General features: G+C 52.4%; 23 protein-coding genes. 18 read left to right on the top strand and 5 right to left on the bottom strand.

Annotated elements, in window-relative coordinates; all coding sequences use genetic code 11:
- Positions 1-339 precede the first annotated feature (339 nt).
- From ACO0LF_RS18475 to ACO0LF_RS18490, 4 genes are all read left to right on the top strand, one after another.
- Positions 340-2,997 (top strand): hypothetical protein, encoded by a 2,658-nt coding sequence (locus ACO0LF_RS18475; RefSeq protein WP_423016607.1) that lies wholly within the window; start codon positions 340-342, stop codon positions 2,995-2,997.
- Between the two features lie 74 nt (positions 2,998-3,071).
- Positions 3,072-3,539 (top strand): DUF6794 domain-containing protein, encoded by a 468-nt coding sequence (locus tag ACO0LF_RS18480; RefSeq protein ID WP_423016609.1) that lies wholly within the window; start codon positions 3,072-3,074, stop codon positions 3,537-3,539.
- A gap of 38 nt (positions 3,540-3,577) precedes the next feature.
- On the top strand, positions 3,578-4,174 hold the full coding sequence (locus ACO0LF_RS18485; protein ID WP_423016611.1) for a hypothetical protein: 597 nt from the start codon (positions 3,578-3,580) through the stop codon (positions 4,172-4,174).
- A 6-nt stretch (positions 4,175-4,180) separates the two neighbouring features.
- Positions 4,181-5,215 carry a lysozyme inhibitor LprI family protein gene (locus ACO0LF_RS18490; RefSeq protein WP_423016613.1) on the top strand — a complete coding sequence of 345 codons (1,035 nt, stop codon included), beginning with the start codon at positions 4,181-4,183 and terminating at the stop codon, positions 5,213-5,215.
- 30 nt (positions 5,216-5,245) lie between these two features.
- On the opposite strand, the gene ACO0LF_RS18495 is transcribed toward ACO0LF_RS18490, so the two are convergent.
- The 4 genes from ACO0LF_RS18495 to ACO0LF_RS18510 are packed head-to-tail and all read right to left on the bottom strand — an operon-like array spanning position 5,246 to position 7,482.
- The gene (locus ACO0LF_RS18495) at positions 5,246-5,860 is read right to left on the bottom strand and encodes a DUF2946 family protein (RefSeq protein ID WP_423016615.1); all 615 of its coding nucleotides are present in this window, start codon (positions 5,858-5,860) and stop codon (positions 5,246-5,248) included.
- A complete protein-coding gene (locus ACO0LF_RS18500; RefSeq protein ID WP_423016617.1) occupies positions 5,860-6,816 on the bottom strand; it encodes a YheT family hydrolase in 957 nt (318 codons plus the stop codon). The genes ACO0LF_RS18495 and ACO0LF_RS18500 overlap by 1 nt, the downstream gene beginning before the upstream one ends.
- 10 nt (positions 6,817-6,826) lie before the next feature.
- Positions 6,827-7,258, bottom strand: a complete 432-nt coding sequence (locus tag ACO0LF_RS18505; RefSeq protein ID WP_423016619.1) for a YybH family protein — start codon at positions 7,256-7,258, stop codon at positions 6,827-6,829.
- A gap of 14 nt (positions 7,259-7,272) precedes the next feature.
- A complete protein-coding gene (locus ACO0LF_RS18510) occupies positions 7,273-7,482 on the bottom strand; it encodes a zinc-finger domain-containing protein (protein WP_162042497.1) in 210 nt (69 codons plus the stop codon).
- A 480-nt stretch (positions 7,483-7,962) separates the two neighbouring features.
- Between ACO0LF_RS18510 and ACO0LF_RS18515 the strand changes: the two genes are divergently transcribed.
- The 14 genes from ACO0LF_RS18515 (at position 7,963) to ACO0LF_RS18580 (ending at position 22,368) form a co-directional block, all read left to right on the top strand.
- Complete coding sequence (locus tag ACO0LF_RS18515) at positions 7,963-8,700, top strand: AzlC family ABC transporter permease (RefSeq protein WP_423016622.1); 738 nt, start codon at positions 7,963-7,965, stop codon at positions 8,698-8,700.
- Positions 8,697-9,020 carry an AzlD domain-containing protein gene (locus tag ACO0LF_RS18520; RefSeq protein WP_423016624.1) on the top strand — a complete coding sequence of 108 codons (324 nt, stop codon included), beginning with the start codon at positions 8,697-8,699 and terminating at the stop codon, positions 9,018-9,020. Before ACO0LF_RS18515 ends, ACO0LF_RS18520 begins: the two co-directional genes overlap by 4 nt.
- Before the next feature lie 634 nt (positions 9,021-9,654).
- A complete protein-coding gene (locus tag ACO0LF_RS18525; RefSeq protein WP_423016626.1) occupies positions 9,655-10,314 on the top strand; it encodes a hypothetical protein in 660 nt (219 codons plus the stop codon).
- A gap of 635 nt (positions 10,315-10,949) precedes the next feature.
- On the top strand, positions 10,950-12,143 hold the full coding sequence (locus ACO0LF_RS18530) for a phosphoglycerate kinase (RefSeq protein ID WP_423016628.1): 1,194 nt from the start codon (positions 10,950-10,952) through the stop codon (positions 12,141-12,143).
- A gap of 217 nt (positions 12,144-12,360) precedes the next feature.
- On the top strand, positions 12,361-13,800 hold the full coding sequence (pyk, locus tag ACO0LF_RS18535) for a pyruvate kinase (protein WP_423016630.1): 1,440 nt from the start codon (positions 12,361-12,363) through the stop codon (positions 13,798-13,800).
- A 41-nt stretch (positions 13,801-13,841) separates the two neighbouring features.
- Complete coding sequence (gene fba, locus ACO0LF_RS18540) at positions 13,842-14,906, top strand: class II fructose-bisphosphate aldolase (protein ID WP_423013034.1); 1,065 nt, start codon at positions 13,842-13,844, stop codon at positions 14,904-14,906.
- Between the two features lie 290 nt (positions 14,907-15,196).
- Positions 15,197-16,093 (top strand): phosphoribosylaminoimidazolesuccinocarboxamide synthase, encoded by an 897-nt coding sequence (locus ACO0LF_RS18545; protein WP_423002651.1) that lies wholly within the window; start codon positions 15,197-15,199, stop codon positions 16,091-16,093.
- Entirely contained in the window at positions 16,093-16,590 is a 498-nt protein-coding gene (purE, locus tag ACO0LF_RS18550; protein ID WP_423016632.1) for a 5-(carboxyamino)imidazole ribonucleotide mutase, read from the top strand. Before ACO0LF_RS18545 ends, purE begins: the two co-directional genes overlap by 1 nt.
- A 317-nt stretch (positions 16,591-16,907) precedes the next feature.
- Entirely contained in the window at positions 16,908-18,128 is a 1,221-nt protein-coding gene (locus ACO0LF_RS18555; RefSeq protein ID WP_423016634.1) for a 5-(carboxyamino)imidazole ribonucleotide synthase, read from the top strand.
- Complete coding sequence (locus ACO0LF_RS18560; RefSeq protein WP_423016636.1) at positions 18,125-19,192, top strand: L-threonylcarbamoyladenylate synthase; 1,068 nt, start codon at positions 18,125-18,127, stop codon at positions 19,190-19,192. The genes ACO0LF_RS18555 and ACO0LF_RS18560 overlap by 4 nt, the downstream gene beginning before the upstream one ends.
- Positions 19,193-19,335: 143 nt before the next feature.
- Positions 19,336-19,851, top strand: coding sequence for a hypothetical protein (locus tag ACO0LF_RS18565; RefSeq protein ID WP_423016638.1), 516 nt, complete (start codon positions 19,336-19,338; stop codon positions 19,849-19,851).
- Positions 19,852-20,142: 291 nt separating this feature from the next.
- Entirely contained in the window at positions 20,143-20,511 is a 369-nt protein-coding gene (locus ACO0LF_RS18570) for a DUF4259 domain-containing protein (protein ID WP_423016640.1), read from the top strand.
- A gap of 200 nt (positions 20,512-20,711) precedes the next feature.
- Positions 20,712-21,185: a DUF6714 family protein gene (locus tag ACO0LF_RS18575; RefSeq protein WP_423016642.1), complete on the top strand. Its 474-nt coding sequence runs from the start codon at positions 20,712-20,714 to the stop codon at positions 21,183-21,185.
- 388 nt (positions 21,186-21,573) lie between these two features.
- Positions 21,574-22,368 carry a class I SAM-dependent methyltransferase gene (locus tag ACO0LF_RS18580; protein WP_423016644.1) on the top strand — a complete coding sequence of 265 codons (795 nt, stop codon included), beginning with the start codon at positions 21,574-21,576 and terminating at the stop codon, positions 22,366-22,368.
- Positions 22,369-22,455: 87 nt separating this feature from the next.
- On the opposite strand, the gene ACO0LF_RS18585 is transcribed toward ACO0LF_RS18580, so the two are convergent.
- On the bottom strand, positions 22,456-23,151 hold the full coding sequence (locus tag ACO0LF_RS18585; RefSeq protein WP_423016646.1) for a hypothetical protein: 696 nt from the start codon (positions 23,149-23,151) through the stop codon (positions 22,456-22,458).
- Positions 23,152-23,489 lie beyond the last annotated feature (338 nt).

A 23,489-nucleotide genomic window follows, 5' to 3' on the forward strand; every position in this document is an offset into this window, starting at 1 on the left:
TTCCTCCTCGATAAAAAAGAATAAAAGCATGTGAAATAAAAAATGAAATCTTGAAACCAATTCCCTGATCTTATTCAGTCATAGAATTTGTACATCCTCTGTAGGAGCGGCTTCAGCCGCGAAAAACCCGTGCATCAACTCAGGTGACGCGCACGGCCAAGGCTGCGCGGATTTGCGGCTAAAGCCGCTCCTACTAAGTAGTGCCATGCAGTGGATGACACAATAAGATGAAATGGTTTCAACGGATATGCAAGACATGACCATGCTAGCTCATGCGCATTGCGCGTTGATGCTTGCTGGTGATTGCTCTGCTCCCAGGAATTTTCATTGTTTATTCACATGCCATCAGCTCACTCTGTCAAAGCCAGAACAGCGCCATCTAAAGCGCCTGTCATCAAATCTCTATTAATCAGCCTGTTGCGCCAGCCTGGGCATATCATTGCCTTGCTGGCGGATGATATCGATGGCGTCTTGCAACCAGGCTTGCGCCAGGTGAATCTGGCTGAACTTGATACCAGGCTGTTCGCTCAGGCCGCCAGCTTGCTGGCTGACTGGCATAGTCTACAAAAGGCCATAGATCTCGCCAGTGTCTGGCCTGCATTCTGGCGGGTGTTCTGGATGAGCTTGCCTGATCCCGGCAACAGCACGACGCCGGTCATGCCGCAAGTTGCAGCGATTAAAAAACCAGTCGCCACGGCGGCCCATCCCCGTGCATTTCGGGGCACCAAATACCAGCCTCCCAAGGCGGCATCGCCTGCCCTGGACTTGTGCACCTGGCTGGCGGACCAGCGTTTGCTCGATGCCTTTTTCGCCCGCCATGATTTTGCTGCCTTGCCTGCGCTGGATGCACAAGGGCAGCTTATTGTGCTGGCAGCAGATGCGTTGCCACCGACCACTGCCTCACTGTTTTTCCGCCACTGGCAAACGACGGCGCAAGCCTTGCCGGTTTTCCCCGATGGTTTTCGTCGCTGCTTCCTGTGGCAATTGCGTGCCTGTAGCGCAGAACAGCAACTGGCCTGGTTGCAGATATGGCGCAGGCATTGCGGCATGCAAGTAGATGATGCCTGCCGCTCAGAAAACCTGGGTTTGCTGGCGCACCTGTGCGCACTGAGCCCTGCGCAATCTCATGCTGCTGAACTGGCGCAACTATTACCTGCCATCCGCCAGAATATTTTCTTGCATGTGCTGATGCGTGAACTACAGGGACAATTGTCAGATCAGCAGATGAGTGTTGAGCAGCTCATGCGCTTGCATGGATTGTCGGCAGATGATGTGCGCTTTGAGTTTTACCTGCGCAATATTCTGCGTAACCTGGGCAGGCAAGTGAGTGTGGAATATAGTCTCATTGGTTGCCTGCTCTACGAGTCTAGTGATATTGGCGAATTGCGCGACTATGTGCTGACCGCCAAACATGACTGCCAGGATGTACCTGTAGAAGCAATAGTAAGAGCTTGCGATGCTGCGGGTATTAAATCTTGGGTATTCTTATGGGATTATTGTGCCGAATTGCCTGGTCTTGCTCAGCTATTGCGTGAAACTCGCTGGGAGAAATTTAGCCAGCAGGCTGCGGAGACCTGGCTCAATATTTTCTACAAATTTATTGATGAGGATGAGAAAGAAAAATTACAGGCAAAGTGGCAAGTCTATTTGAAGTTGTTTTCTTTTTGCCATGATGTGCTGATAAACCTCACTGCTGAGAGACAAGACAAACTCGCCCGGATATGGAGCTGGTTTGTCGGCGGATGGAGCAATGCACTGACCTTGCCAAAAGCAGTGCATGATTTTTTGCCGCTGATGCATAGATTATGTCTGCCGCCGTTTTCCATTGAAATCGATTATGGACATAGTCTTGTGAATATCATCGAGACTTGGCCGGAAGACAAAAGACATGAAATTCTTGCACTAGATGATCGCGTCTGGCGGCAATTTGAACGCGCCTGCCGTCGAGAAGATAACGTCAATTTACTGACTTATGGTATCTACAGTCTTGCCAATGCGACACCGTCTTTGTTACGCACCTCATTTTTAGCAACGCCTGCCAGGTTCTTTAAAACTGCTTGTTTACTGGGGAGTTTGCATTTTGAGCGTCGCCAGCTCTTCATGAGAAGACAGTTGAATACTGAATGGTTTACGCTGGACTGGCAGTCAATGCCGCCGCAAACTGCTTGCCAGCGTTTGCTGGAGTTGTGTGAAGCCTCAGGTCTGGATAGCCCTTTGCCGCGTCGCCTGCGTGAATACCTGGCGGGAGACTTAAATTTATCACCACAACAAATAGCGAGGCATTGCAAGCTCAGTTTGTCACGATTGCCTGCTTTGCGTTTGCGCGCGATAGAAGCGGCACTTTGGATAGAAATGGATGGCTCTTTCCAATTACGTGATGCTTCTGCTTCTGCCAGACATGCCCTGCGTTTACTGGCAGGCATGAATCATTTTTCAGGGCGTAACCGTCAAAGCCTGCGACGATTTTTGATCAATGCCAGGAATGGCGATACTCTGGCTTATATCCAGCACCCACTCAATCGAGCCTGGTATGCCAAACACCCAGGTGTTCAACAGGCTATATGGCAGACTGGTCTGCTACGCAAAGTGCAAATAGGACAAGCCGAGTTGACGCTGGCGTTTGAGCATGATCCCTTTGAAGTGTTGATGATGGGCAGCTATGCGGGAACCTGTCTTGGAATAGGTGGCTTGTGTGATTATTCTACTGTCGCCTGCCTGCTCGATGCCAATAAGCAAGTCTTGTATGCCCGTGATGCAGAGGGCAGGGTGGTGGCACGCCAGTTATTGGCGATTGATGAAGCAGATCAGTTGGTTTGCTTTTGGGTCTATCCTCAAAAGATCTCACAAGAATTAAAGGCTGCATTCAAATCTTATGATATCGAGCTGGCGGCGCTATTGGGCTTGCCCATGTATCAGGACAGTGATGATTCCAGCTACGACGTCACCACCATCCTCGCCCAGGGCTGGTGGGACGACGGCCCCTGGCTGGAAGAATAATCTTCAAACAATGAGCAGCAAGTTTTGCTTCATGTATGATGCTTGTTTGATATGAAAATAAGAGAGACAAAAAAATGAAAAATACTTTATCCGGCATTTGCCTGGCAATCACGACGACCATGGCTGTCTGTGCCAATTCCGCATGGGCACAAGATGCGGCGGTGCCGTCAGCTAATGCTGCCAGCACCAGTCACGCCAGCCCGGCGACTACCACCTGCGCCACGCCAGGCAAGAATGGTTACGACAAGAATTGCAAACGCTATCCAGATGCCGATACTTGGCCTGCCACTTGTGAGCAGGCTGCCACGCAGATCCTGGCCAAGCTTGATGATGCCAGCAAGCAGCGCGTCAAGGATGCAAAGTATGAAAACCTGATCCAGTTTCACATGGGCTGGGGCACGGGCATACGCAATGACACCGGCCTGTGGCGCGGCAATGTGGCCCTGACGGATTCGTGTATGGCGAAAGACAAGGATGGCAGCCGCCATCCTGATGACATTTCCATGGTCATCATTCAAGAGATATGGAAAAAGCTGCACTGAGCCTGACGAGGCTTGTGCATAACGAGAGAAAGAGACAGATGACCCATCAAACCAAAGAGCTGCCAGAAATTTATATCGCTGTAGACGTAGAAGCCGACGGCCCCATACCTGGCCCCTATAGTATGATCTCTTTGGGTATGGCCGTAGCCGGACATCCTGAGCTGAGCTTTTATTCAGAAATCAAACCTATATCGGAAGAATTTGATCCGGCTGCATTGGCGGTATCAGGGTTGGACAGGGATCATTTGATCCGCAATGCACCAGATGCCGCGCAAGCTATACGCGCAGCTTATGACTGGGTAAATTCCTTGCGAAAAATAGGCAGACCGGTATTTTTGGCTGCGCCTGCGGTGTGGGATGGCATGTTTGTACACTGGTATTTCATGAGGTATGTTGGCACCAGCCCGTTTGGTTCTACCGGTTCTGGTGTGGATTTGCGCAGCTACTGGATGGGGCTGACAGGATGTGAGTGGGTAGAAAGCCGCAAGGGCAAGATCAAGTATGCTTTGAATCTGGAAGGTTTGCCACACACCCACCATGCGGGTGAAGATGCGATGGAGCTGGCACAGGTATTTGCGGCTGTGTTGAAGAGCCGTGTTGAATCTCCTTCTGCGCTTTCGTCAAAAACAGAGTAATCTGCAATGCAAATTCGTCACATCAAGCAGTTGATATCAAGCGCTATCCTCGCCTGCACCAGCATCACCCTGTCCGCCGCTGCCGCCAGCTTTGATTGCGACAGGGCGGCCACTGCTGTAGAAAAAGCCATCTGTGCAGACCCGGCTTTATCTGCCCTGGATGACCAGCTTGGCGTGCTCTACGGGGAATTGCTGAAACTGGCCAAAGACCGCGCCGCCATCAGCAGGATGCAGCATGAGTGGATAGCGGCTGATTCTAATCTATCTGGCAACCGCAGCACCTGTGAAGAAAAAAACGAAGGACGTGAAGCTTGCCTGGCTGAGGTTTATCGCAAGCGCCTGGATTTGCTGGCGGCCTTGAAGCCGCTGATGGAAAAACCAGACCAGCCTGCAGAAGAAGGCTGGCGCTTTGACTTGCACAAGGTGTCCACCAGGTATGACTTCAGCATACGCATGCTCAATAAGTGCGATGCAGACAAAAAAGATGACAGCGTCACTTGCGAAGAAGCAGGCGTGGTGTATATCAGCGAAAAAGGCCAGACCACGCCTTTGCAGGTGATCCCCTTGAATAATATTTTCCTGAGCCTGTACAAGACTGCACCGGTCTCACCCAATCGGCCAGCAGTCTATGGCGAGCAGGGGACCATCCTGGTCGGGGACTTCAATTTTGATGGGGAAGAAGACATCGCCATCCGTAATGGCAATTTCTCTTCTTATAGTGGCCCCAGTTATGATGTGTTGTTAAAGTCGCGCAAGCAGGATGGTTTTGTGTACAGCGAACCGATGACGAATTTGATACTGGGTAGCCTGGGAATTTTTCAGGTTGGCGAGCAATATCAGCGCTTGAGCACGGCTGAAAAAAGTGGCTGTTGCTACCATGTCTTTACCCAATACCGGGTAGTCAATGACATACCTGTGCCTGTGAGCAGGAAAATCGATGATGGCCTGGTTGAGGGCAAGTATAACTATCTCTATGAGGAGCAATGGGTCAACAACAAATGGAAACGGGTAAAGACAGAGCGTATCAGGAAGTTGAAATGAGTTGAGATAGGCTGAATGGCGGTATGCTTGTCAGGCCGGTGCTGTCGATCTTGGCCTTGCCACAAAGCCGAATTCCCGCATCAATTGCCCCTCTTCACAGCGTTGCACTTCCAGGCACAAGCCTGGCATGCCCGGTGGGCGCAAGTGCAGTTCACCTGGTGTGCTGGCATCTTCCAGCCATTGTAATAAGGCTTCATCGCTGACTGCTTGCTGGTCCAGTGTCAGCCAGGGCAGGCAGAGTGCCAGGTCGCGGTCATCGACCTGGGCCAGGGTGGTGCCGCTGCTGAGTTGCAGCCTGCCTTGCGGGTCGAGGAAGGCCAGCTCTGGGCTGAAAGCCTGTTCGCCATGTTGCAGGGAAAAGCCGCCATCCGCGGTGGTATTGGCGATATAGGGTGTGGCTGCCAGGTCGACATACACACGTTGCGGGCCGTTCTGGAAATACCAGCAACCTTCTTCATTGCACAGATAATTGCGAGTGATGAAAGCCAGCAGGGTGGGGTGGCGGATGATGTCGCCTGGCAGGTCCAGCGCCTGGCTGCGCTCGTCGCGCATGCGCCAGTTGCCACGTGCATCCAGCGCCAGCCAGCCATAGCAATGCGGTACATTGGGCCACTTGGCCATGGCTGCCTTGACGATTTCATCCATCAGCTATTTGCCTCAAAAAAATTCAGTATCTTTTGCGGTAACCAGTTCAAATGACCAGGCAGGCTGCCTGCTGCAAAGCCGACATGGCCACCATGATCGGGGTATTCCAGCGTCACGCATCTGGCCGCTTGCGTGGGCAAATGCTGGGCCGGCAGGAAGGGATCATTTTTGGCATTCAGCACCAGGGTTGGTACGGTAATGTCCCCCAGTATATGCTTGGCGCTGGCCCTGTGCCAATAATCATCGGTATCGAGATAGCCATGCAGGGGCGCCGTGACGACATTGTCGAACTCGTATAAGTCCCTGGCTTCGAGCATGGCGGTTTTATTGAACAGGCCAGGGAATTGATCCAGCTTTTGCAGGCACTTGGGTTTCAGGGTTTTTAAAAACATGCGGGTGTAGATCATGTTGAAACCGCTGGACAGCGAAGCCCCACCTTGTGCCAGATCAAGCGGGGCAGAAACCGCGCAAGCTGCATTGACGATGTCGGCATGATGTTGCGATTCCCCCAGCCAGCGCAGCAAGGCATTGCCACCCAGCGAGACACCGGCGGCATAAAATTTGCCACCATCATGCTGGTGATGGAATTGCTGGTACAGGCGTTCTATGATCCAGCCTATTTCGTGTGAATCACCAGAATGATAAAAGCGCGGTGCCTGGTTCAGCTCGCCTGAGCAGCCCCGAAAATGCGGTATCGCCCCTGACCAGCCACGCTCGCGCAAGGCGGCCATCATGGCGCGCGCATAGTGGCTGTCGCTGGAACCTTCTAGGCCATGGAAGAGGACGACAAAGGGTTTGCCGGGTTCGCCATCGAGGAAATCGATATCGACGAAATCATTGTCCGGCGTGGTCCAGCGCTCACGCCGCAGGTGCGTGACAGGCTTGGCGATCCACAAGGCCGGGTAAATGGTTTGCAGATGGCCACCGGGTAACCAGCGAGGTGAGAGGTATTTCATTGATGCTTCATTAATGCAGGATGCTGGCCTTGAACATGTCCAGCGGCGGTTTGCCAGACGCGACCGAGGCATGGTGCATGGTGATGCGCCAGCCGCGCGGTGTCTTGACATACACATTGGTGGCCAGGATATGCACGTCCTGACCGCCATCGCTGGGGCGCTGGAATTCTTCGACGATGCTGTGTACTGCTGTCAGCATATTGTGGGTGGCATGCAATTGCAAAGGCCGTATCTGCACGCTGCCGCGCTCAAAAATACCTTCCCATGAACTGCGTATGGCCGCATGGCCTATCAGCCTGGCTGCACCGGGGTGTATGCAGACTATCTCTTCATCCTCGGCCCACAGGGCCATCATGCCATCGAGATCAGCGCGGCTGAGTGCGTCATAAAAGGCCGCTTCAACTTCGTCGGCACTGCCATTCAACTGTTTTTTAGCGGCCATGATGGGGAGGTGGATTAGTGGGCTTTGAGTACTACGCCTGCTGCCAGCTTGTATTGCGTGCCGCAGTAAGAGCAGGTGGCCGTGCCGCCATGCGACAGATCGAGATAGACACGCGGGTGCGAAGACCACAACGGCATGGCCGGGTTAGGGCAGTGCGCAGGCAAATCCGTGGCTTGCAGTTCGACGATGTTATTGGTTGTGGCTGTGCTGGCTGTGGTGGACATGGGGACTCCGTAAATAAAAATGGTGCTGGAAGTGTGTGTGCGCATGTTGCTGGCGCGGGACTACTTCCAATTTAGACATTGCTAACAGGATTTTAACGGATTATGGGGTGGCTGGGGGTATTCGTGCTGGTGGGTGGTGAAGCTGTGTAGCCAGGGATTTAGCGTGACCTGGCAAAAATCGTAGGTTGGGCCGGGCCTCGCTAGGCTACGCCTTACCAGCCCAACACTCGGCGTTTAAATACCGTATACGTTTGCGGAGGCCCAGTGTTGGGCTGATAGCCCGTAGCCCAACCTACGAACCATGGACTGGCGGGGCGGGTAGCCCAATCTACGAAATTGCAATGTATTGTATGAAATTTAAAATTGTATGGGTTTGCGTGGTTTTGAAAATTTATCAATCTGCTCACAAATTCAGCACCGTCGGCAAGCTTTTTGTTTCCAAGTTACAATGATGCACTTTCCCGCTACATCTACACTCTCATGTCATTTGAATCAGACAAGGCCGCGTTCAAGGAAGGTTTGAGAGTAGGCGGGCCCACCTGGTTTGGTGTTGGTGCCTGGGGCCTGGTGGTGGGTATCGCCATGATCAAGGCTGGTCTGACATTACCGCAAGCCCTGGGCATGACCCTGCTGGTCTTTGCCGGATCAGCCCAGCTCGCCTCGCTCCCCCTGATTGCTGCCCATGCTCCAGCCTGGGTGATATTTGCGACGGCCCTGGTGGTGAACCTGCGCTTTTTGATATTTTCTGCCATCCTGGCTCCCCATTTCGCTTACTTGCCCTGGCGTACCCGTGCCTGGCTGGGCTTTTTAACAGGCGACATCTCTGTCGGCCTGTTCATGCAGCGTTATCCTGAATTTGCCGAGGAAAAAGGCAAGCTGGCCTATCTCAAGGCCCTGGTATTTCCTAACTGGGCAGCCTGGCAAATTGGCTCGGTCATCGGCATCCTGCTGGGTAGCCAAGTGCCCACCAGCTGGGGCCTGGGCTTTGCTGGCACGCTGGCGATCCTGTGCATCATGCTGCCTCTCATCATCAACCGCGCCGCCTTTGCCGGTGTCGTTGTGGCTGGCACCGTGGCCCTGCTTGCGGTGAATATGCCCTACAAACTGGGCCTGTTGCTGGCGGTCTTGCTGGGCATGGGCACAGCCATGATGCTGGAAGAATATCTGGATGGTAAAAAGGAAACGGCTACTGACAAAAGCCAAGAGGAGCAAGCATGAGCGACTGGGAAATCTGGCTAGTCATCGGCTTGTTGACCCTGGCCACCTTCATCGCCCGCAGCGGCTTCTGGCTGGTCGGCCACCACATCAATTTGCCCAAGCGTGTGCAGGAGGCCTTGCGCTATGCCCCCGCCTGCGCGCTGGCAGCGATTATTGTTCCTGACTTATTGCTGACCAATGGCCAGGTCGAAGTCGGCTTGCAAAACCCGCGTTTGTTGGCGGGTTTGCTGGCAACGGCTTTCTTTTTGGTGCGGCGGAATATGTTGCAGACGATATTTTTTGGGATGGCGGTGTTTACTTATATTCGGCTCGGGTTATGAGCTGGGATGAGGGCTATGCCTTGCCTGATGCCAGGCCCTGCAGGGTGGCCCATATCGAAGCCTGAATTGATAATATTACCGCTCCCTTTGCTGCGTCATTCCTGCGTGCTTTTGGCAGGAATCCAGTGGCGTTCGTGGTAAACTATTGCGTGAGTTAATTTCTGATCTCTAGTGTTCGAGCATTCGGATTTTCAAATACCTTCACACGTCATTTAAGATTGCAGGCCGGGGTAGCCCGGCGGCTACTTACCTTTTTTTGCTTCGCCAAAAAAGGTAGGCGAAAAAAGGTGACCCAGGCGTAGTCGCCCCCTAAAGGGGGGGGGCGTTTGTGCGATACAAAAAATGGGAAGGCCCGAAACTCGCTTCCCTTGCAGGGCGCACAATCGCTTGCAAGCGATTGCCGTTACGCAGGCGAAGTGCATGAACCCTACGCGGGCCGCTCGAAACCCCTGCTACACCTCAGATAGCGGTCCTTCTTTTTCCATTTTCTGTACCGCACAAACGGCGTCTACACATGGGAACTGCGAATGTAGTGGTCTAATAATAACGGACACCGAGATAGGTGGGATAATGAGCCTATTGATATTGATACATATAAAAATGCTCGTGGGCCTGCACGGAAATAGAAACCATTATGTTAAAAATTTTCACACTGTTAGTCATGAGTGCTGTTTTTTTAGGGCAAGGATTTGCATCCGAGCAGAAGCAAATTCCTGCAAAAATAAAGAAACAAAGAAGCCCAAAAATGTCCGCCACTCAATCTCAATTTGATGCGTTAGTGATTCGTATTGCCAAGGCGGGTATTACCGACGTCAAACAACTTGAACACATCCTGAATATTGAGTTGGTACCCGGCTCCAAGAGTGGCGGATCAGATGCCGAGCTATATCTACGAGAAAAAGATATACCGAAAGGCAGCGGCATCGTGGCAATTGCTTATGCTCGTCAGTTTGAACCAAATGATAGCCGTGAGAAAACAGCCTTAACGAGCGCGGTTTTGACGATTTATTACGATCCTGCGATGCAACTGAGTGCTAAAAATATTACCAATGAGTATGAAAACCCCGTTTACATCTTAAATCCAGGTTATAAGAGTTTGGGGTATTTTTATTTAAATGATACTAATGTCTACCTCTCATACAATCCACTATCTGATTTCCATGCTGCTGATGATAGTAATAATCTGGCGGTAAGCAAAGTCGTTTTTTCCTGGAATCGTGAGCACATTAAACCAAAATTTTCCATTTTATATGAGAGGGAAGTGAAAAAAAAGAATTCCGGCAAACGGCCATAAAAATATGAGACCAAATTTCAATTTCAAAATTTTCAAAAATCTGATTATCAGAAATTAAGTCGAGAATAGCTTACTACGGAAGCCGATGGATTCCTGCCAAAAGCACGCAGGAATGAGGTAACTATGGGCGGCGGCAGCAGTTGTGCTGGCGTGTAGCAGCTTCGGCCGCGGACATTCGCTTGAGGTATATAAAAGTAAATCAAATCAATAAACGCATTTAGCATGGCAAATTGATAAAAATCATACAAAAGCACGACCGTACTGATTACCCATCAATCCTCATCCATCCCCAATCAAACCTACGCATCATCCCCAAGTCGAAGTAATTCAATCAAATAAATGTCAATTTACTACTAATTTTCACATTAAACTCGCAAAACCCGTGCAAAACCGTATGGTCTGCAAGCGGGCTTTGGTAAAATAGTTGGCTGGGGACTTTTGCAATCATGGACTTATCCATAGGGCTTACACAAAATTGTTCCGGCCATGCACCAACATGGCGCGATAGCGGCTTTGTGTAAGTCTTGAAATATCCCGGCGTCGTGTTTTGTCAGGCTTTGCCATGTGCAGCATCATGGCTCATGGCTAGCCGAGACAGGGGCGCCACCCTTCAACCTTGCCAACTCCATATCACGATGCAATTCAACCGACTCAGTGACCTGATCGCAGCAAACCAGCTCCAGGGCAAACGTGTTTTCATCCGCGCCGATTTGAACGTTCCTCAGGACGATGACGGCAATATTACCGAAGATACCCGCATCCGCGCGTCAGTCCCGGCGATACAGCAGGCTTTGCAGGCAGGTGCTGCCGTGATGGTGACGTCGCATCTGGGTCGCCCGACTGAAGGTGAATTCAAGGCAGAAGATACACTGGCACCAGTTGCCAAGCGCTTGTCTGAATTGCTGGGCGTGAATGTAGAACTAAAGCAAAACTGGGTGGATGGTGTAGCTGTAGCGCCAGGCCAGGTCGTCTTGCTGGAAAACTGCCGCGTCAACAAGGGCGAAAAGAAAAACGACGATGCGCTGGCGCAAAAGATGGCTGCCCTGTGCGATGTGTATGTGAACGACGCCTTTGGCACTGCCCATCGTGCAGAAGCAACTACCCACGGTATCGCCAAGTTTGCCCCTGTTGCCTGCGCTGGCCCGCTGTTGTCTGCCGAGCTGGATGCACTGGGTAAGGCCCTGGGTCAACCTGCGCGCCCATTGGTCGCTATCGTGGCTGGTTCCAAGGTATCAAGCAAACTGACTATTTTGAAATCGCTGGCTGACAAGGTCGATAACCTTATCGTCGGTGGCGGCATTGCCAACACCTTCATGCTGGCATCCGGCCTCAAGATCGGCAAGTCGCTGGCAGAAGCAGATCTGGTGGAAGAAGCCAAAGCCATTATCGATATGATGGCCAAGCGCGGTGCGTCTGTGCCTATCCCGACTGATGTGGTGTGCGCCAAAGAATTCTCGCCAACCGCCGTGGCAACCGTCAAGGCAGTGGCAGATGTGCAGGACGACGACATGATTCTCGACATCGGCCCAACAACGGCAGCACTGCTGGCAGAACAAATCAAAAAAGCTGGCACGATCGTCTGGAACGGCCCGGTCGGCGTATTTGAATTCGACCAGTTCGGCAACGGCACCAAGGTGCTGGCGCAGGCAATTGCTGATTCAGCAGGCTTCTCGATTGCTGGCGGTGGCGATACTTTGGCTGCGATTGCCAAGTACAACATCGCTGACAAGGTAGGCTACATCTCCACAGGCGGCGGCGCTTTCCTCGAATTTTTGGAAGGCAAAACCCTGCCAGCAGTAGAAATTTTGTTGCAACGCGCTGTGAAATAATTTGATTCAAGATCAAGACCAAAACCCCTAACCACAGAGACACGGAGACACAGAGAAAGGCATGAGAAAAGCTTGAGAGCTTTCAAAGTAGTGGGTTTTCTCTGTGACCCTCTGTGCCCCCTCTGTGTCTCTGTGGTGAGCTTTCCGGTCTTAATAAGTTTTTCAGGTTTTCATCCAACTCAACGCTAAAAATAATATCTAATTTTCAGGAGACCAGATGTCACGTGCCACCAAGATTGTTGCCACCATAGGCCCCGCTTCCAATGACATGGCTACGCTCAAGCGCATGATCCATGCCGGGGTGAATGTGGTGAGGCTGAATTTCTCGCATGGCAAGGCGCAGGATCATATAGACCGGGCCACCATGGTGCGCCAGGCAGCAGCAGAGTGTGGCCGCGAAATCGCCATCATGGCGGATTTGCAGGGCCCTAAAATCCGTATCGGCAAGTTTGAAAATTCCCGCATCCATCTTGAAAATGGTGACAAGTTCATCCTCGATGCAGACTGCACCATGGGCACGCAAGAACGCGTTGGCCTTGATTACAAAGCCCTGCCACGCGATGTCAGAAATGGCGACCTGCTGTTGCTCAATGATGGTCTCATCGTGCTGGTGGTAGAAAAAGTCGTTGGCAATGAAATCCATACCGTCACCAAGATCGGTGGCGAGTTGTCCAATAACAAGGGTATCAACCGCCAGGGCGGTGGCCTGACAGCGCCAGCACTGACGGGCAAGGACATGGAAGACATCAAGACTGCGATGTCTTTCCAGGCTGATTATGTCGCCGTGTCTTTCCCAAAAAATGCGACTGACATGGAAATGGCAAGGCAACTCTCGAATATCGCGGGTGAGCCTTATAACCACAAACCCATGATGATCGCCAAGATAGAACGTGCAGAAGCGATACCGCTGCTGCAAGAAATTCTGGATGCATCAGACGGCATCATGGTCGCCCGTGGTGACCTGGCTGTAGAAGTTGGCAATGCGGCTGTGCCAGCCTTGCAAAAACGCATGATCAAGATGGCGCGTGCTTCCAACAAGGTGGCTATTACTGCCACCCAGATGATGGAATCCATGATCGTCAATGCCGTGCCTACCCGTGCTGAAGTGTCAGACGTGGCCAATGCTGTTTTGGATGGTACTGATGCCGTCATGACTTCGGCAGAAACCGCATCTGGCAAATACCCTGTAGAAACCGTGGAGGCGATGTCGCTGATTTGCCTGGAAGCTGAAAAATTCCAGGAAAACAAGCTCGATGCCGACTTCCTCAACATGACCTTTACCCGTATCGACCAGTCCATCGCCTATGGCGCGCTGTTCACAGCGCACCACCTGGGTGTGAAAGCCATCGTGGCCCTGACCGAATCGGGTTCTACTGCCTTGTGGATGAGCCGCCACAGCGTTGACGTGCCACTGTTTGCACTGACACCAAGCGTGGCTACCCAGCGCAAGGCAGCGCTGTACCGCAATGTCCAGACCTTCAACCTGCCTTACTCTGATGACAGAGAAGCGGTGTTGAAGTCTGCCGAAACCGTCCTGCTGGAAAACGATGTCGTCGTCAAAGGCGACATGATCGTGGTCACCTGGGGTGAACCCATGGGGCAGGTCGGCGGCACCAATGCAATGAAAATTGTCAGGGTAGGTGAGAACCAAGCGTAGCAGGGACAAAGATTTTTTTATAAAGCAATCTGGAGTTAATTATGCCACTCGTATCCATGCGTCAATTGCTGGACCACGCCGCCGAAAACGGTTACGGTCTGCCAGCTTTCAACGTCAACAACCTGGAGCAGGTCACTGCCATCATGCAGGCCGCCGATGAAGTTGGCGCACCTGTCATCATGCAAGCCTCTGCCGGTGCCCGCAAATATGCTGGCGAAGCATTCTTGCGTCACCTGATCGAAGCTGCGGTAGAAGCCTACCCGCACATCCCCGTCGTCATGCACCAGGACCACGGCCAGTCGCCAGCAGTCTGCATGGCTGCGATCAAATCCGGTTTCACCTCGGTGATGATGGATGGTTCGCTGGAAGAAGACGGCAAGAGCGTCGCCAGCTATGAATACAATGTCGAAGTATCGCGTGAAGTGGTCAAGTTTGCCCACTCCATCGGCGTTACGGTAGAAGCAGAACTGGGCGTGCTCGGTTCTCTGGAAACCATGATGGGCGACAAGGAAGACGGCCACGGTGCTGACGGCAAAATGACGCGCGAACAATTGCTGACTGACGTGCAGCAAGCTGCTGACTTCGTCAAACAGACACAGTGCGATGCCCTGGCAATTGCCATCGGTACCTCCCACGGTGCTTACAAGTTCTCTCGCAAGCCTACTGGCGACATCCTGGCGATAGACCGCATCAAAGAGATTCACCAGCGCATTCCAAATACACACCTAGTGATGCACGGTTCTTCTTCCGTACCGCAAGAACTGCTGGATGAAATTCGCCAGTTCGGTGGCGACATGAAAGAAACCTATGGCGTGCCGGTTGAAGAAATCGTCATCGGCATCCAGAACGGCGTGCGCAAGATTAACATCGACACTGATATCCGCCTGGCAATGACAGGTGCGATCCGTCGCTACATGTTTGAAAACCCAGGCAAGTTTGATCCACGTGATTATTTGAAGCCAGCGCGTGAAGCAGCGAAACTGGTGTGCAAGGCGCGTTATCTGTCTTTCGGCTGCGAAGGCCAGGCAGGCAAGATCAAGCCTATGGCATTGGAAAAAGTGGCAGAGCAGTACAAGAAAGGCGCATTGGCGCAGATTGTAAATTAAGAAATAAGTTTGTTCCCTCATTCCTGTGTGAGCCGGGATGAGGGGATGAAATGCAGGGTTTAGACAAAATTGACGGTTGGAAAAATGTAGGTTGGGCTACAAACGTAGGTTGGGCTAATCTCGTAGGTTGGGCTACGGTTTACCAGCCCAACACTGGGCCTCAAAAAATGTATACGTTATTTAAACGCCGAGTGTTGGGCTGATGAAGCGTAGCCCAACCTACAAGGTATACCTACCAAGCCACCAACAATTTTGTGTAAACCCTATCTGACGAAATAAAGAAATCCCTCATGACTACGCAAATCAACTCCACTCTTCATTCCCTGCCTTTGCTGGGCCGTGGCAAGGTACGTGACAATTACGCTGTTGGCGACGACAAGCTGCTGATCGTCACCAGTGACCGCCTGTCCGCATTCGATGTCATCATGAATGAGCCCATCCCTGACAAAGGCCGCGTGCTGAACCAGATGGCGAATTTCTGGTTTGAAAAGCTCGGCCATATCGTGCCTAATCACCTGACAGGCGTCGCACCAGAATCCGTCGTGTCAGCAGATGAAGTGGCGCAAGTCAAAGGCCGTGCCGTTGTCGCAAAACGCCTGAAGCCCATCATGGTAGAAGCCGTGGTACGTGGCTACATCATCGGTTCAGGCTGGAAAGATTATCAGGATACAGGCGCAATCTGCGGCATACAATTGCCAGCAGGTTTGCCACAGGCAGCCAAGTTGCCAGCACCGATATTCACCCCGGCTGCCAAGGCAGAAATGGGCGAGCATGATGAAAACATCAGCTACGCAGAAACCGAGCAACGCATAGGTGCAGAACTGGCCGCCAAGATCCGCGACATCAGCATACAGCTCTACACTGAAGCCGCAGAATACGCTGCCACCCGCGGCATCATCATCGCCGACACCAAGTTTGAATTTGGCTTGGATGACAATGGCGTGCTGCATCTGATGGATGAAGTACTGACGGCTGATTCTTCCCGCTTCTGGCCTGCTGATTCTTATGCTACCGGCATTTCACCACCGTCTTTTGACAAACAGTTCGTGCGTGATTATCTGGAAACCATCACCAGCTGGAAAAAGACCGCACCAGCACCAGCCCTGCCGGATGAAGTCGTGCAAAAAACCGCCGCCAAATACCGTGAAGCACTGGAACGCCTGACTGGCGAAAGCCTGAAGGACTGATGATGACTACAGATAAAATTGTTGTTGGCGTCGTCATGGGTTCATCCTCGGACTGGGATGTCATGCAAAACGCCGTTGCCATCCTCAAGGAATTTGGCATAGGCTTTGAAGCCAAGGTCGTCTCGGCCCACCGCATGCCCGATGAAATGTTCGCCTATGCAGAAACCGCCCGCGAGCGCGGCCTGCGCGCCATCATCGCCGGTGCTGGCGGTGCTGCCCACCTGCCAGGCATGATCGCGGCAAAAACCATTGTGCCAGTACTGGGGGTGCCCGTGCCATCCAAATACCTGCGTGGCGAAGATTCATTGCTGTCCATCGTGCAAATGCCCAAAGGCATACCGGTAGCTACCTTCGCCATAGGCGAGGCAGGCGCAGCAAACGCCGCCCTGGCTGCGATTGCGATGCTGGCGACGACCGATGATGCGCTGGCAGCGAGGTTGATTAAGTTCCGCGAAAAGCAAACGCAAGTTGCCCGCGATATGGTGTTGCCGGTTTGAGTTAAGTTTGTAGGTTGGAATAATCTCGTAGGTTGAGTTAGCTGCGTGAGTTGGGCTGACCTTGTAGGTTGGGCTACGTCTTATCAGCCCAACACTCGGCGTCTGAATCACGTATACGTTTGTTGAGGCCCAGTGTTGGGCTGGTGAAGCGTAGCCCAACCTACGTCACGGCCCAACCTACGACCCGGCCCAATCTATGTAAACGGCCAATTAACGAAACTTGATATTGCAACCCGGATTTCGATTCACCTAAATATCCGTACCCCATTTGATTTGTACTATTGTGTACAAACGATCCCTAGTTTGAAATCACTACCATGACCACTCATTCACAGCCCGCCCAGCCCCGCCAGCCATTATTACCCAATACTCCCGCCAGTTGCCTCGGCATCATGGGTGGTGGCCAACTGGGCCGCATGTTTGCCCAGGCGGCGCAAGCCATGGGTTACCAGGTGGCTGTGCTGGAACCAGAAGCAGGTTGCCCGGCTGCCCAAGTGGCAGACCAGCATATCCAGGCTGGCTATGAAAACCACCCTGGCCTGATGGCGCTGGCCAAAGTCAGCAAGGCCGTCACCACCGAATTTGAAAACGTCCCGGCAGACAGCCTTAGCCTGCTGGCACAAACCAGCTTTGTCGCTCCAGCTGCTGCCTGCGTCTCTATCGCCCAAGACCGTCTCGCCGAAAAAAGCTTCTTCACCCGCTGCGGCGCGACGACTTATATCTTTCCTGCACCGCACTTTGCCATCCATAGCCAGGACGACGTTGCCAAAGTCAGCGATGAGCTTTTGCCCGGCATTTTGAAAACCGTGCGCATGGGCTATGACGGCAAAGGCCAGGTACGCGTACGTGACCGCGCTGAACTCGCCACTGCCTTCGCTGGCATGAACGGCCAGGCCTGCGTGCTGGAAAAAATGCTGCCTCTGGCCTATGAAGTATCCGTCCTCGTTGCTCGCGGTGTTGATGGTGAAGCCGTTGTTTACCCCATCGCAGAAAACGTCCACCGTGACGGCATTCTGTTCACCACCATCGCCCCCAGCATCCATGTGACCGATGCAGTCGCCAGCAAGGCGCAGGCTGCTGCCCTGCACATCATTGCCGAGATGGGCTATGTCGGCGTGCTGTGCATAGAATTTTTTGTGCTCAAGGATGGTAGCCTGGTCGTCAATGAAATGGCTCCACGCCCGCACAATAGCGGCCACTACACGATAGATGCCTGCATCACCAGCCAGTTCCAGCAACAGGTCCGGGCGCTCGCACAATTGCCGCTGGGCGATGTGCGCCAGCATTCTGCTGCAGCCATGCTCAATCTACTGGGAGATGTCTGGTATGAAGGTGACACCGACACCATGCGCGAACCCGCCTGGGACCAGGTGCTGGCCATCCCCGGTGCGCACCTGCACCTTTACGGCAAGGTAGAAGCCCGCCGCGCCCGCAAGATGGGCCACATCACCTTCGTCGCCATGACCATGCCAGCAGCCCAGGCCAACCTCAGCAAGGCTTGCGCCATCCTCGGCATCGCCGCACCGGAGTGGGCATGAAGTCGCAAGCCAGTACGCCTGAGGCAATCGCGCTGGCAGCACAAGCGCTGGAAAGCGGCCAACTGGTCGCCTTCCCGACCGAGACCGTGTATGGCCTGGGGGCAGATGCAGAAAACCCCACAGCCGTCGCCAACATCTACGCCGCCAAGGGCCGCCCGTCTAACCACCCGGTGATTGTCCACGTTGCCCCCGGTGCCGACATCAGCTACTGGGCCAAGGACATCCCTGCAGAAGCACAGCAACTGATAGACGCCTTCTGGCCCGGCCCGCTGACCCTGATCTTGAAACGCGCCGACCATATCCCCGATGCCGTTTCAGGCGGACAAGATACCGTCGGCATACGCTGCCCATCGCACCCCGTGGCGCAAGAACTCTTGCGCGCCTTCAAGGCAGGCAAGGGCGGTGTGGCTGCACCGTCGGCCAATAAATTCGGCCACGTCAGCCCCACCATGGCAGCCCACGTAGAAGAAGAATTCGAGCAAGAGATACAGCCCGGCGGCCTCATTGCCCACATACTTGACGGTGGCCAGAGCGATGTCGGCATAGAATCAACAATAGTTGACCTCAGCCGCCTCGCCACCCACGGCCCCGTGTTGCTGCGCCCCGGCCATATCACCGTCGCCCAAATGGCTGCTGTGCTGGGTGTTACACCCGCAGCACCAGATGCTGCCGCCCCACGCGCATCCGGCACGCTGGACGCCCACTACGCACCGCATACACCAGTCATTCTGGTAGAGACAGCAGAACTCGACGACACCGTCAACCGTCTGCACGCCAAAGACAAAAAGCTCGCCCTCATGAGCTACCAGGCCCACCCCGCCATCCACGCAGAAGCCTGGCGCCACCTGCCAGCCGACCCGGTAGGCTACGCCCATGACCTGTATGCAGGCCTGCGCGAACTTGATCATGCCAACGCAGATTTGATTTTGGTGGAAGCTTTGCCGCAAGACAAAGACTGGCAAGGCGTCAATGATCGTTTGCGCCGGGCAGCGTTTGATTCAAGGGATGTGTTGCAAGGGATGTTGGGTAAGGCTGACCTGACTCCAAATTCTGCTGACCGGTAGGAGCGGCTTCAGCCGCGAAATTTTTACTGCGGGAGCCCATTTTCAATTTGGATATTCTTCGCAGACTGTTTTTGGTTGAAGCCGCTCTTAAAGTTAATTGTGCTGCAATGGGAGCATATTTTTGCGGTTTTTGAAAAGATCACATGGCACTTCGATCAACTATGCTGTGTAATCCCCCACTTGTTTGTGATGGGCCTGCAACTTCCCCTTTTATTCTCTTGAGATCTGTTAAAACAGTTTCGCTGATTAAAACTACAGAATATTTTATGATTGAAGCACTTGCCCATACCTTGGTCCGCATTATATTGTCTGTCCTTGCTGGCGCGGTGGCAATAATATGGGCCATGTGGTCTGGTTTTGCAGGAGGTGGAGGTAGGACAGAGATATCTTTTGCGTCACTATTGATACTCAGCTTGCTTGGTTGGTCAGCATTGCCGGCAATCAGGGCATCCCGCGTATTGACAGTTTTTATGATAGTTGCCTGGGGATACTTAGGTGTGTACTGTGCTTTTTTCGGCGCTGAACACGTCAAAGGCTGGTTATTGCAGCCTTGGCTATTCGCGACGTTTTGCAACGCAGTCTTGCTTGCAATTAAACCTCCAAGGTATTGGCATACTAAAAAAGATGCCAGCTCTCAACAATCAGACACTCAACAATAAGCTGTTGTTGATCAATATTGTTTCTGTGTTCCCCGTAGTTGCCATGCTTGCAAATGCTTCGCTGTCTTTTCATAGTCCTTTGGTGGGAAGCATAACGCAAACTTGCTAATCGCTCTTGCACTTGTTAATCTTAGCTAGCCAGTAGGGTGCGTTATAACGCACCGTTCTCTGCATTGCTATCATATTCGTTTTACCGTCACAGTCGGTACCTTGCAAGAAATCCTACGCGCTGCGCAATTTAAAATAAGATTAAAAATCGCACGTTCTTAGATCAAATCTCGAAAGTAAAAAATGAAGAAATGGTTACTCACTTTTTCAATCGCTCTATTTTGTACCATGGCCCATGCAGGTGCATGGGGGCCAGGGAGCTTTGAAAATGATACGGCACTTGACTGGGTTGCCAGCTGCATCCGCAAGCCCGGTATTGCGGCCCTGGAAGCAGCACTCACATTGCCAGCACAATCGCAAACGATTGAGGATGATGACGGCATTCCTGCCATTGCTGCAGCAGAAGTCGTGGCCGCAGCAATGGGTAAGCCAGCCAGACAATTGCCTGCCGAACTGCGTGACTGGCTTGTGCGCCAAACCAGGACTGATATTCTTAAATTGCTGCCAAAAGCAAAGGCGGCGCTCATACGCATAAAAAATCCCAGGGAATGAGAACTGGCAAAACTATGGTCTGGACCAGGCATGAAAACTTGGCTGGCAAATGTCAGTGAGCTGGAAGCACGATTGCAGAAATAGGCTGTAGGGTGCGTTATAACGCACCGTTCTCGGCATTGCTAACATCTTCGTTTTACCATCACAGCTGGTGCGTTGCAATGCACCCTATGCGTCAGAAAATACCTACCCAATAAACCATGGACAATAAGTTTCTCCTGGATGAAATTGCCTCTTCATTTCCCATAGTGCCTATGCCTGCCAAGACTGCGCTATCAATTCACCTGGATGATTGTGCGCAATGCGGATATCTGAGAAATTATCTCGAAAAACAGCGCGATAAAAAAATCACTGCAGATGTCATCCGCTATCTGCATAATGAGTTGAGCTGCTTATCGACTGCTGGGTTAAAGTGGATACTTCCCCACTATCTGAAATTCTGCCTGACGCCAGAAGCAGAGTACAGCAAGCTGGAAACAGAATTCATGATTTATCATTTAGGTCCAAAGCTGAAATTTCAGCAAGAAACGAAAGCGCAGCTTGCTGGTTTCAATCCAAAGCAGATGAGCTGTCTTGTGCACTTTCTCGAATGGTGTGAGATTCATCCTCGGTGGAGTGAGTACTGTCCTGAGGATATAGAAAGAGCCTTGAGTTTCATGCGCGGATTGCTTTAACTCCTTGTTATTCAATTTGCATATCGTCTTTGCGCTGCGCTTGTGTTCCCCGAACCCGCTGACGCTTGCTACCGCCAGTAGGGTGCGTTATAACGCACCGTTCTCTGCATCGCTAACATCTTCGTTTTACCGTCACAGCCGATGCGTTATAACGCACCGTTCTCTGCATTGCTAACATCTTCGTTTTACCATCACAGCCGGTGCGTTGCAACGCACCCTACAAGCTTCTACGAAGAGACAGCAATCCGTGTAGCTACCTTGCACGATGGAGTGCAATCACGTTTCAAAGTGACAAATGTCATCAGATACTGGTGACAGGCTCCACTGTCGCACGCGCGTCTATGGGTAGATAATCATCACATTCCAACCAGTTCACAAAGGATAGTATATGAACCAGGCTAATGTTGAGCGTCCAGACTATGGTATTGATGCTCCGGGCGTGATACGCAATCTGCTGATTTGTGCCACCGTTGGCCTGGCTTGCTGGGCTAGTGTCAAACTGGCTTACTGGTCTGGCCATGTGGTGGTTCCTGTCGGTCTTGGCGATATTGATGTCGATCTGGCTGGTACTGGTTTAGCTACAGGCTTGGGCATGATCTTTACTGCCTTGTGGATGCTGTGGGATAGCAAGATAGGTAAAATCCGCGGTCGTGAAGACATGCTGCAACGCCTGCAATGGACAGGGGACGAGCAAGTGCTCGATATAGGTTGTGGTCGTGGGCTCTTGCTCAATGCAGCCGCCAGGCGTCTCACCACAGGTAAGGCTACCGGCATAGATCTGTGGCAAAGTGAAGACCTCTCAGGCAATACGCCCGGAGCTACATTGGAAAACGCTCAGCGTGAAGGCGTCGCCGACAAGGTCAATGTCCAGACTTGCGACATGCGCAAGCTGCCCTTTGGCGATGGCAGTTTTGATTACGTCGTTTCACGCTTTGCCATCCACAATCTCTATAACGCCGAAGACCGCGCCAAGGCCATTGCAGAAATCGCCCGCGTCCTCAAACCTGGTGGCCAGGCACTCATCGATGATATCCGTCACGGCAAGGAATATGCCGCCAGCTTTACAAAAAGCGGCTGCAGCGATATACAATTCGTAGGTTCAAAACTGGTGGGCTGGCTGGCTACGCTGATTTCTTTTGGTTCATTGCGGCCAGCTATGTTGTGGGTAAAAAAGGCGAAGTGAGATTTCTGACTATGCATCATTGGTCAAGCCTTGCTTTGCAAGGCACACGATGCGTTGTTTTGCATAACGGCGCTGTCTATACCTTGACTAGTTGTGCATGGCTGGTGGTTTGAGAACGGCGCGTTGCCGTTTAATCAGTGTGCGTCCCAGCCAATACAACATAGTCCCCAGTACCAGAAGGACGGGGATGACTAAAACTGGTAATCCCAGAATGGCGCTTTTACGTATGAAAGCCGGAAAGACCTGCATTTGTCCCGCAAAGAATGATCCGGTGGCAATCAGCATTGCAAAGCTCATGCGCCACAGGTGCCTTGCCAAACGATGTGCTCCAGCGATGTGTCCGGCCCACAGCATGCGAATGTCCAGGGCAGAACACAGCAAGCTGAGTATGCCGAATACAAGGAGAGCTTGTGGTGGGCCGCTTCTGGTGACCAGCGTTTTAGGATCTGCCAGAAAGTTGAACCATAAACTCAATGCATAGGCACCCAGCAGCAACGCATAAATCGCGAGACCGCGCAGTAGTACACGATTCTCCTGCACAGTGCGTTTGGTGACTAGCCACGCAGTGCAAACCAGATAAGCGGTGAACAGTGCCACAACGCCATTGACGTGGTCGGTGCGCAAGAAGAGTGAAATGATTGCCGCACTCGAGGTCATGAATAGCATGGCGATAGTGAACATGGTCCCTGATTTTCGGTGCAATGGCGAGCCTTTGGTGGCATACAGTGCAATGGCACCGGAGGCGATCGCCAGCAAACCGGCGATAATATGTATCCATTTCATGATCACTCTTTATTCGATGCATAGTTGATGGCAGTCAGATTAAGGCATCCTGCGAAATTGGGGAAGCGGATTGCGACGAATGACGGGCAAAATAGACTCGATGACTTTATTAGGCGATGGTTGCCAGAGTGGGTATGTCGTGATATCAACTTGATCATCGAAATGATAGCTTCTGTTGAAGCTTTTTTAAAAGAGCATGGGTTGCTGCTGTTCATCGCGGTATAGCGTCGTTCACGCAGGCAAAGCGTGACTCGTCGCTATGAGGTACCTGAGCCCGGATAAGCGGTATAAACTGTAGGCATCGCTTGTTTGCCTTCCTGAAGTCACTCCAAGTGCAA

This window comes from Undibacterium sp. Di27W, assembly GCF_049340345.1.
GTDB lineage: Bacteria > Pseudomonadota > Gammaproteobacteria > Burkholderiales > Burkholderiaceae_D > Undibacterium.

Bases quoted from the DNA above. Each gene is read 5' to 3' on its own strand.
- ACO0LF_RS18485 (WP_423016611.1), top strand. From the start codon at position 3,578: ATGACCCATCAAACCAAAGAGCTGCCAGAAATTTATATCGCTGTAGAC.
- fba (WP_423013034.1), top strand. From the start codon at position 13,842: ATGCCACTCGTATCCATGCGTCAATTGCTGGACCACGCCGCCGAAAAC.
- ACO0LF_RS18585 (WP_423016646.1), bottom strand. From the start codon at position 23,151: ATGAAATGGATACATATTATCGCCGGTTTGCTGGCGATCGCCTCCGGT.
- ACO0LF_RS18530 (WP_423016628.1), top strand. From the start codon at position 10,950: ATGCAATTCAACCGACTCAGTGACCTGATCGCAGCAAACCAGCTCCAG.
- ACO0LF_RS18570 (WP_423016640.1), top strand. From the start codon at position 20,143: ATGAAGAAATGGTTACTCACTTTTTCAATCGCTCTATTTTGTACCATG.
- ACO0LF_RS18555 (WP_423016634.1), top strand. From the start codon at position 16,908: ATGACCACTCATTCACAGCCCGCCCAGCCCCGCCAGCCATTATTACCC.
- ACO0LF_RS18560 (WP_423016636.1), top strand. From the start codon at position 18,125: ATGAAGTCGCAAGCCAGTACGCCTGAGGCAATCGCGCTGGCAGCACAA.
- ACO0LF_RS18495 (WP_423016615.1), bottom strand. From the start codon at position 5,860: ATGGATGAAATCGTCAAGGCAGCCATGGCCAAGTGGCCCAATGTACCG.
- pyk (WP_423016630.1), top strand. From the start codon at position 12,361: ATGTCACGTGCCACCAAGATTGTTGCCACCATAGGCCCCGCTTCCAAT.
- ACO0LF_RS18515 (WP_423016622.1), top strand. From the start codon at position 7,963: ATGTCATTTGAATCAGACAAGGCCGCGTTCAAGGAAGGTTTGAGAGTA.
- ACO0LF_RS18565 (WP_423016638.1), top strand. From the start codon at position 19,336: ATGGCACTTCGATCAACTATGCTGTGTAATCCCCCACTTGTTTGTGAT.
- purE (WP_423016632.1), top strand. From the start codon at position 16,093: ATGATGACTACAGATAAAATTGTTGTTGGCGTCGTCATGGGTTCATCC.
- ACO0LF_RS18505 (WP_423016619.1), bottom strand. From the start codon at position 7,258: ATGGCCGCTAAAAAACAGTTGAATGGCAGTGCCGACGAAGTTGAAGCG.
- ACO0LF_RS18520 (WP_423016624.1), top strand. From the start codon at position 8,697: ATGAGCGACTGGGAAATCTGGCTAGTCATCGGCTTGTTGACCCTGGCC.
- ACO0LF_RS18480 (WP_423016609.1), top strand. From the start codon at position 3,072: ATGAAAAATACTTTATCCGGCATTTGCCTGGCAATCACGACGACCATG.
- ACO0LF_RS18475 (WP_423016607.1), top strand. From the start codon at position 340: ATGCCATCAGCTCACTCTGTCAAAGCCAGAACAGCGCCATCTAAAGCG.
- ACO0LF_RS18500 (WP_423016617.1), bottom strand. From the start codon at position 6,816: ATGAAATACCTCTCACCTCGCTGGTTACCCGGTGGCCATCTGCAAACC.
- ACO0LF_RS18490 (WP_423016613.1), top strand. From the start codon at position 4,181: ATGCAAATTCGTCACATCAAGCAGTTGATATCAAGCGCTATCCTCGCC.
- ACO0LF_RS18510 (WP_162042497.1), bottom strand. From the start codon at position 7,482: ATGTCCACCACAGCCAGCACAGCCACAACCAATAACATCGTCGAACTG.
- ACO0LF_RS18545 (WP_423002651.1), top strand. From the start codon at position 15,197: ATGACTACGCAAATCAACTCCACTCTTCATTCCCTGCCTTTGCTGGGC.
- ACO0LF_RS18525 (WP_423016626.1), top strand. From the start codon at position 9,655: ATGTTAAAAATTTTCACACTGTTAGTCATGAGTGCTGTTTTTTTAGGG.
- ACO0LF_RS18580 (WP_423016644.1), top strand. From the start codon at position 21,574: ATGAACCAGGCTAATGTTGAGCGTCCAGACTATGGTATTGATGCTCCG.
- ACO0LF_RS18575 (WP_423016642.1), top strand. From the start codon at position 20,712: ATGGACAATAAGTTTCTCCTGGATGAAATTGCCTCTTCATTTCCCATA.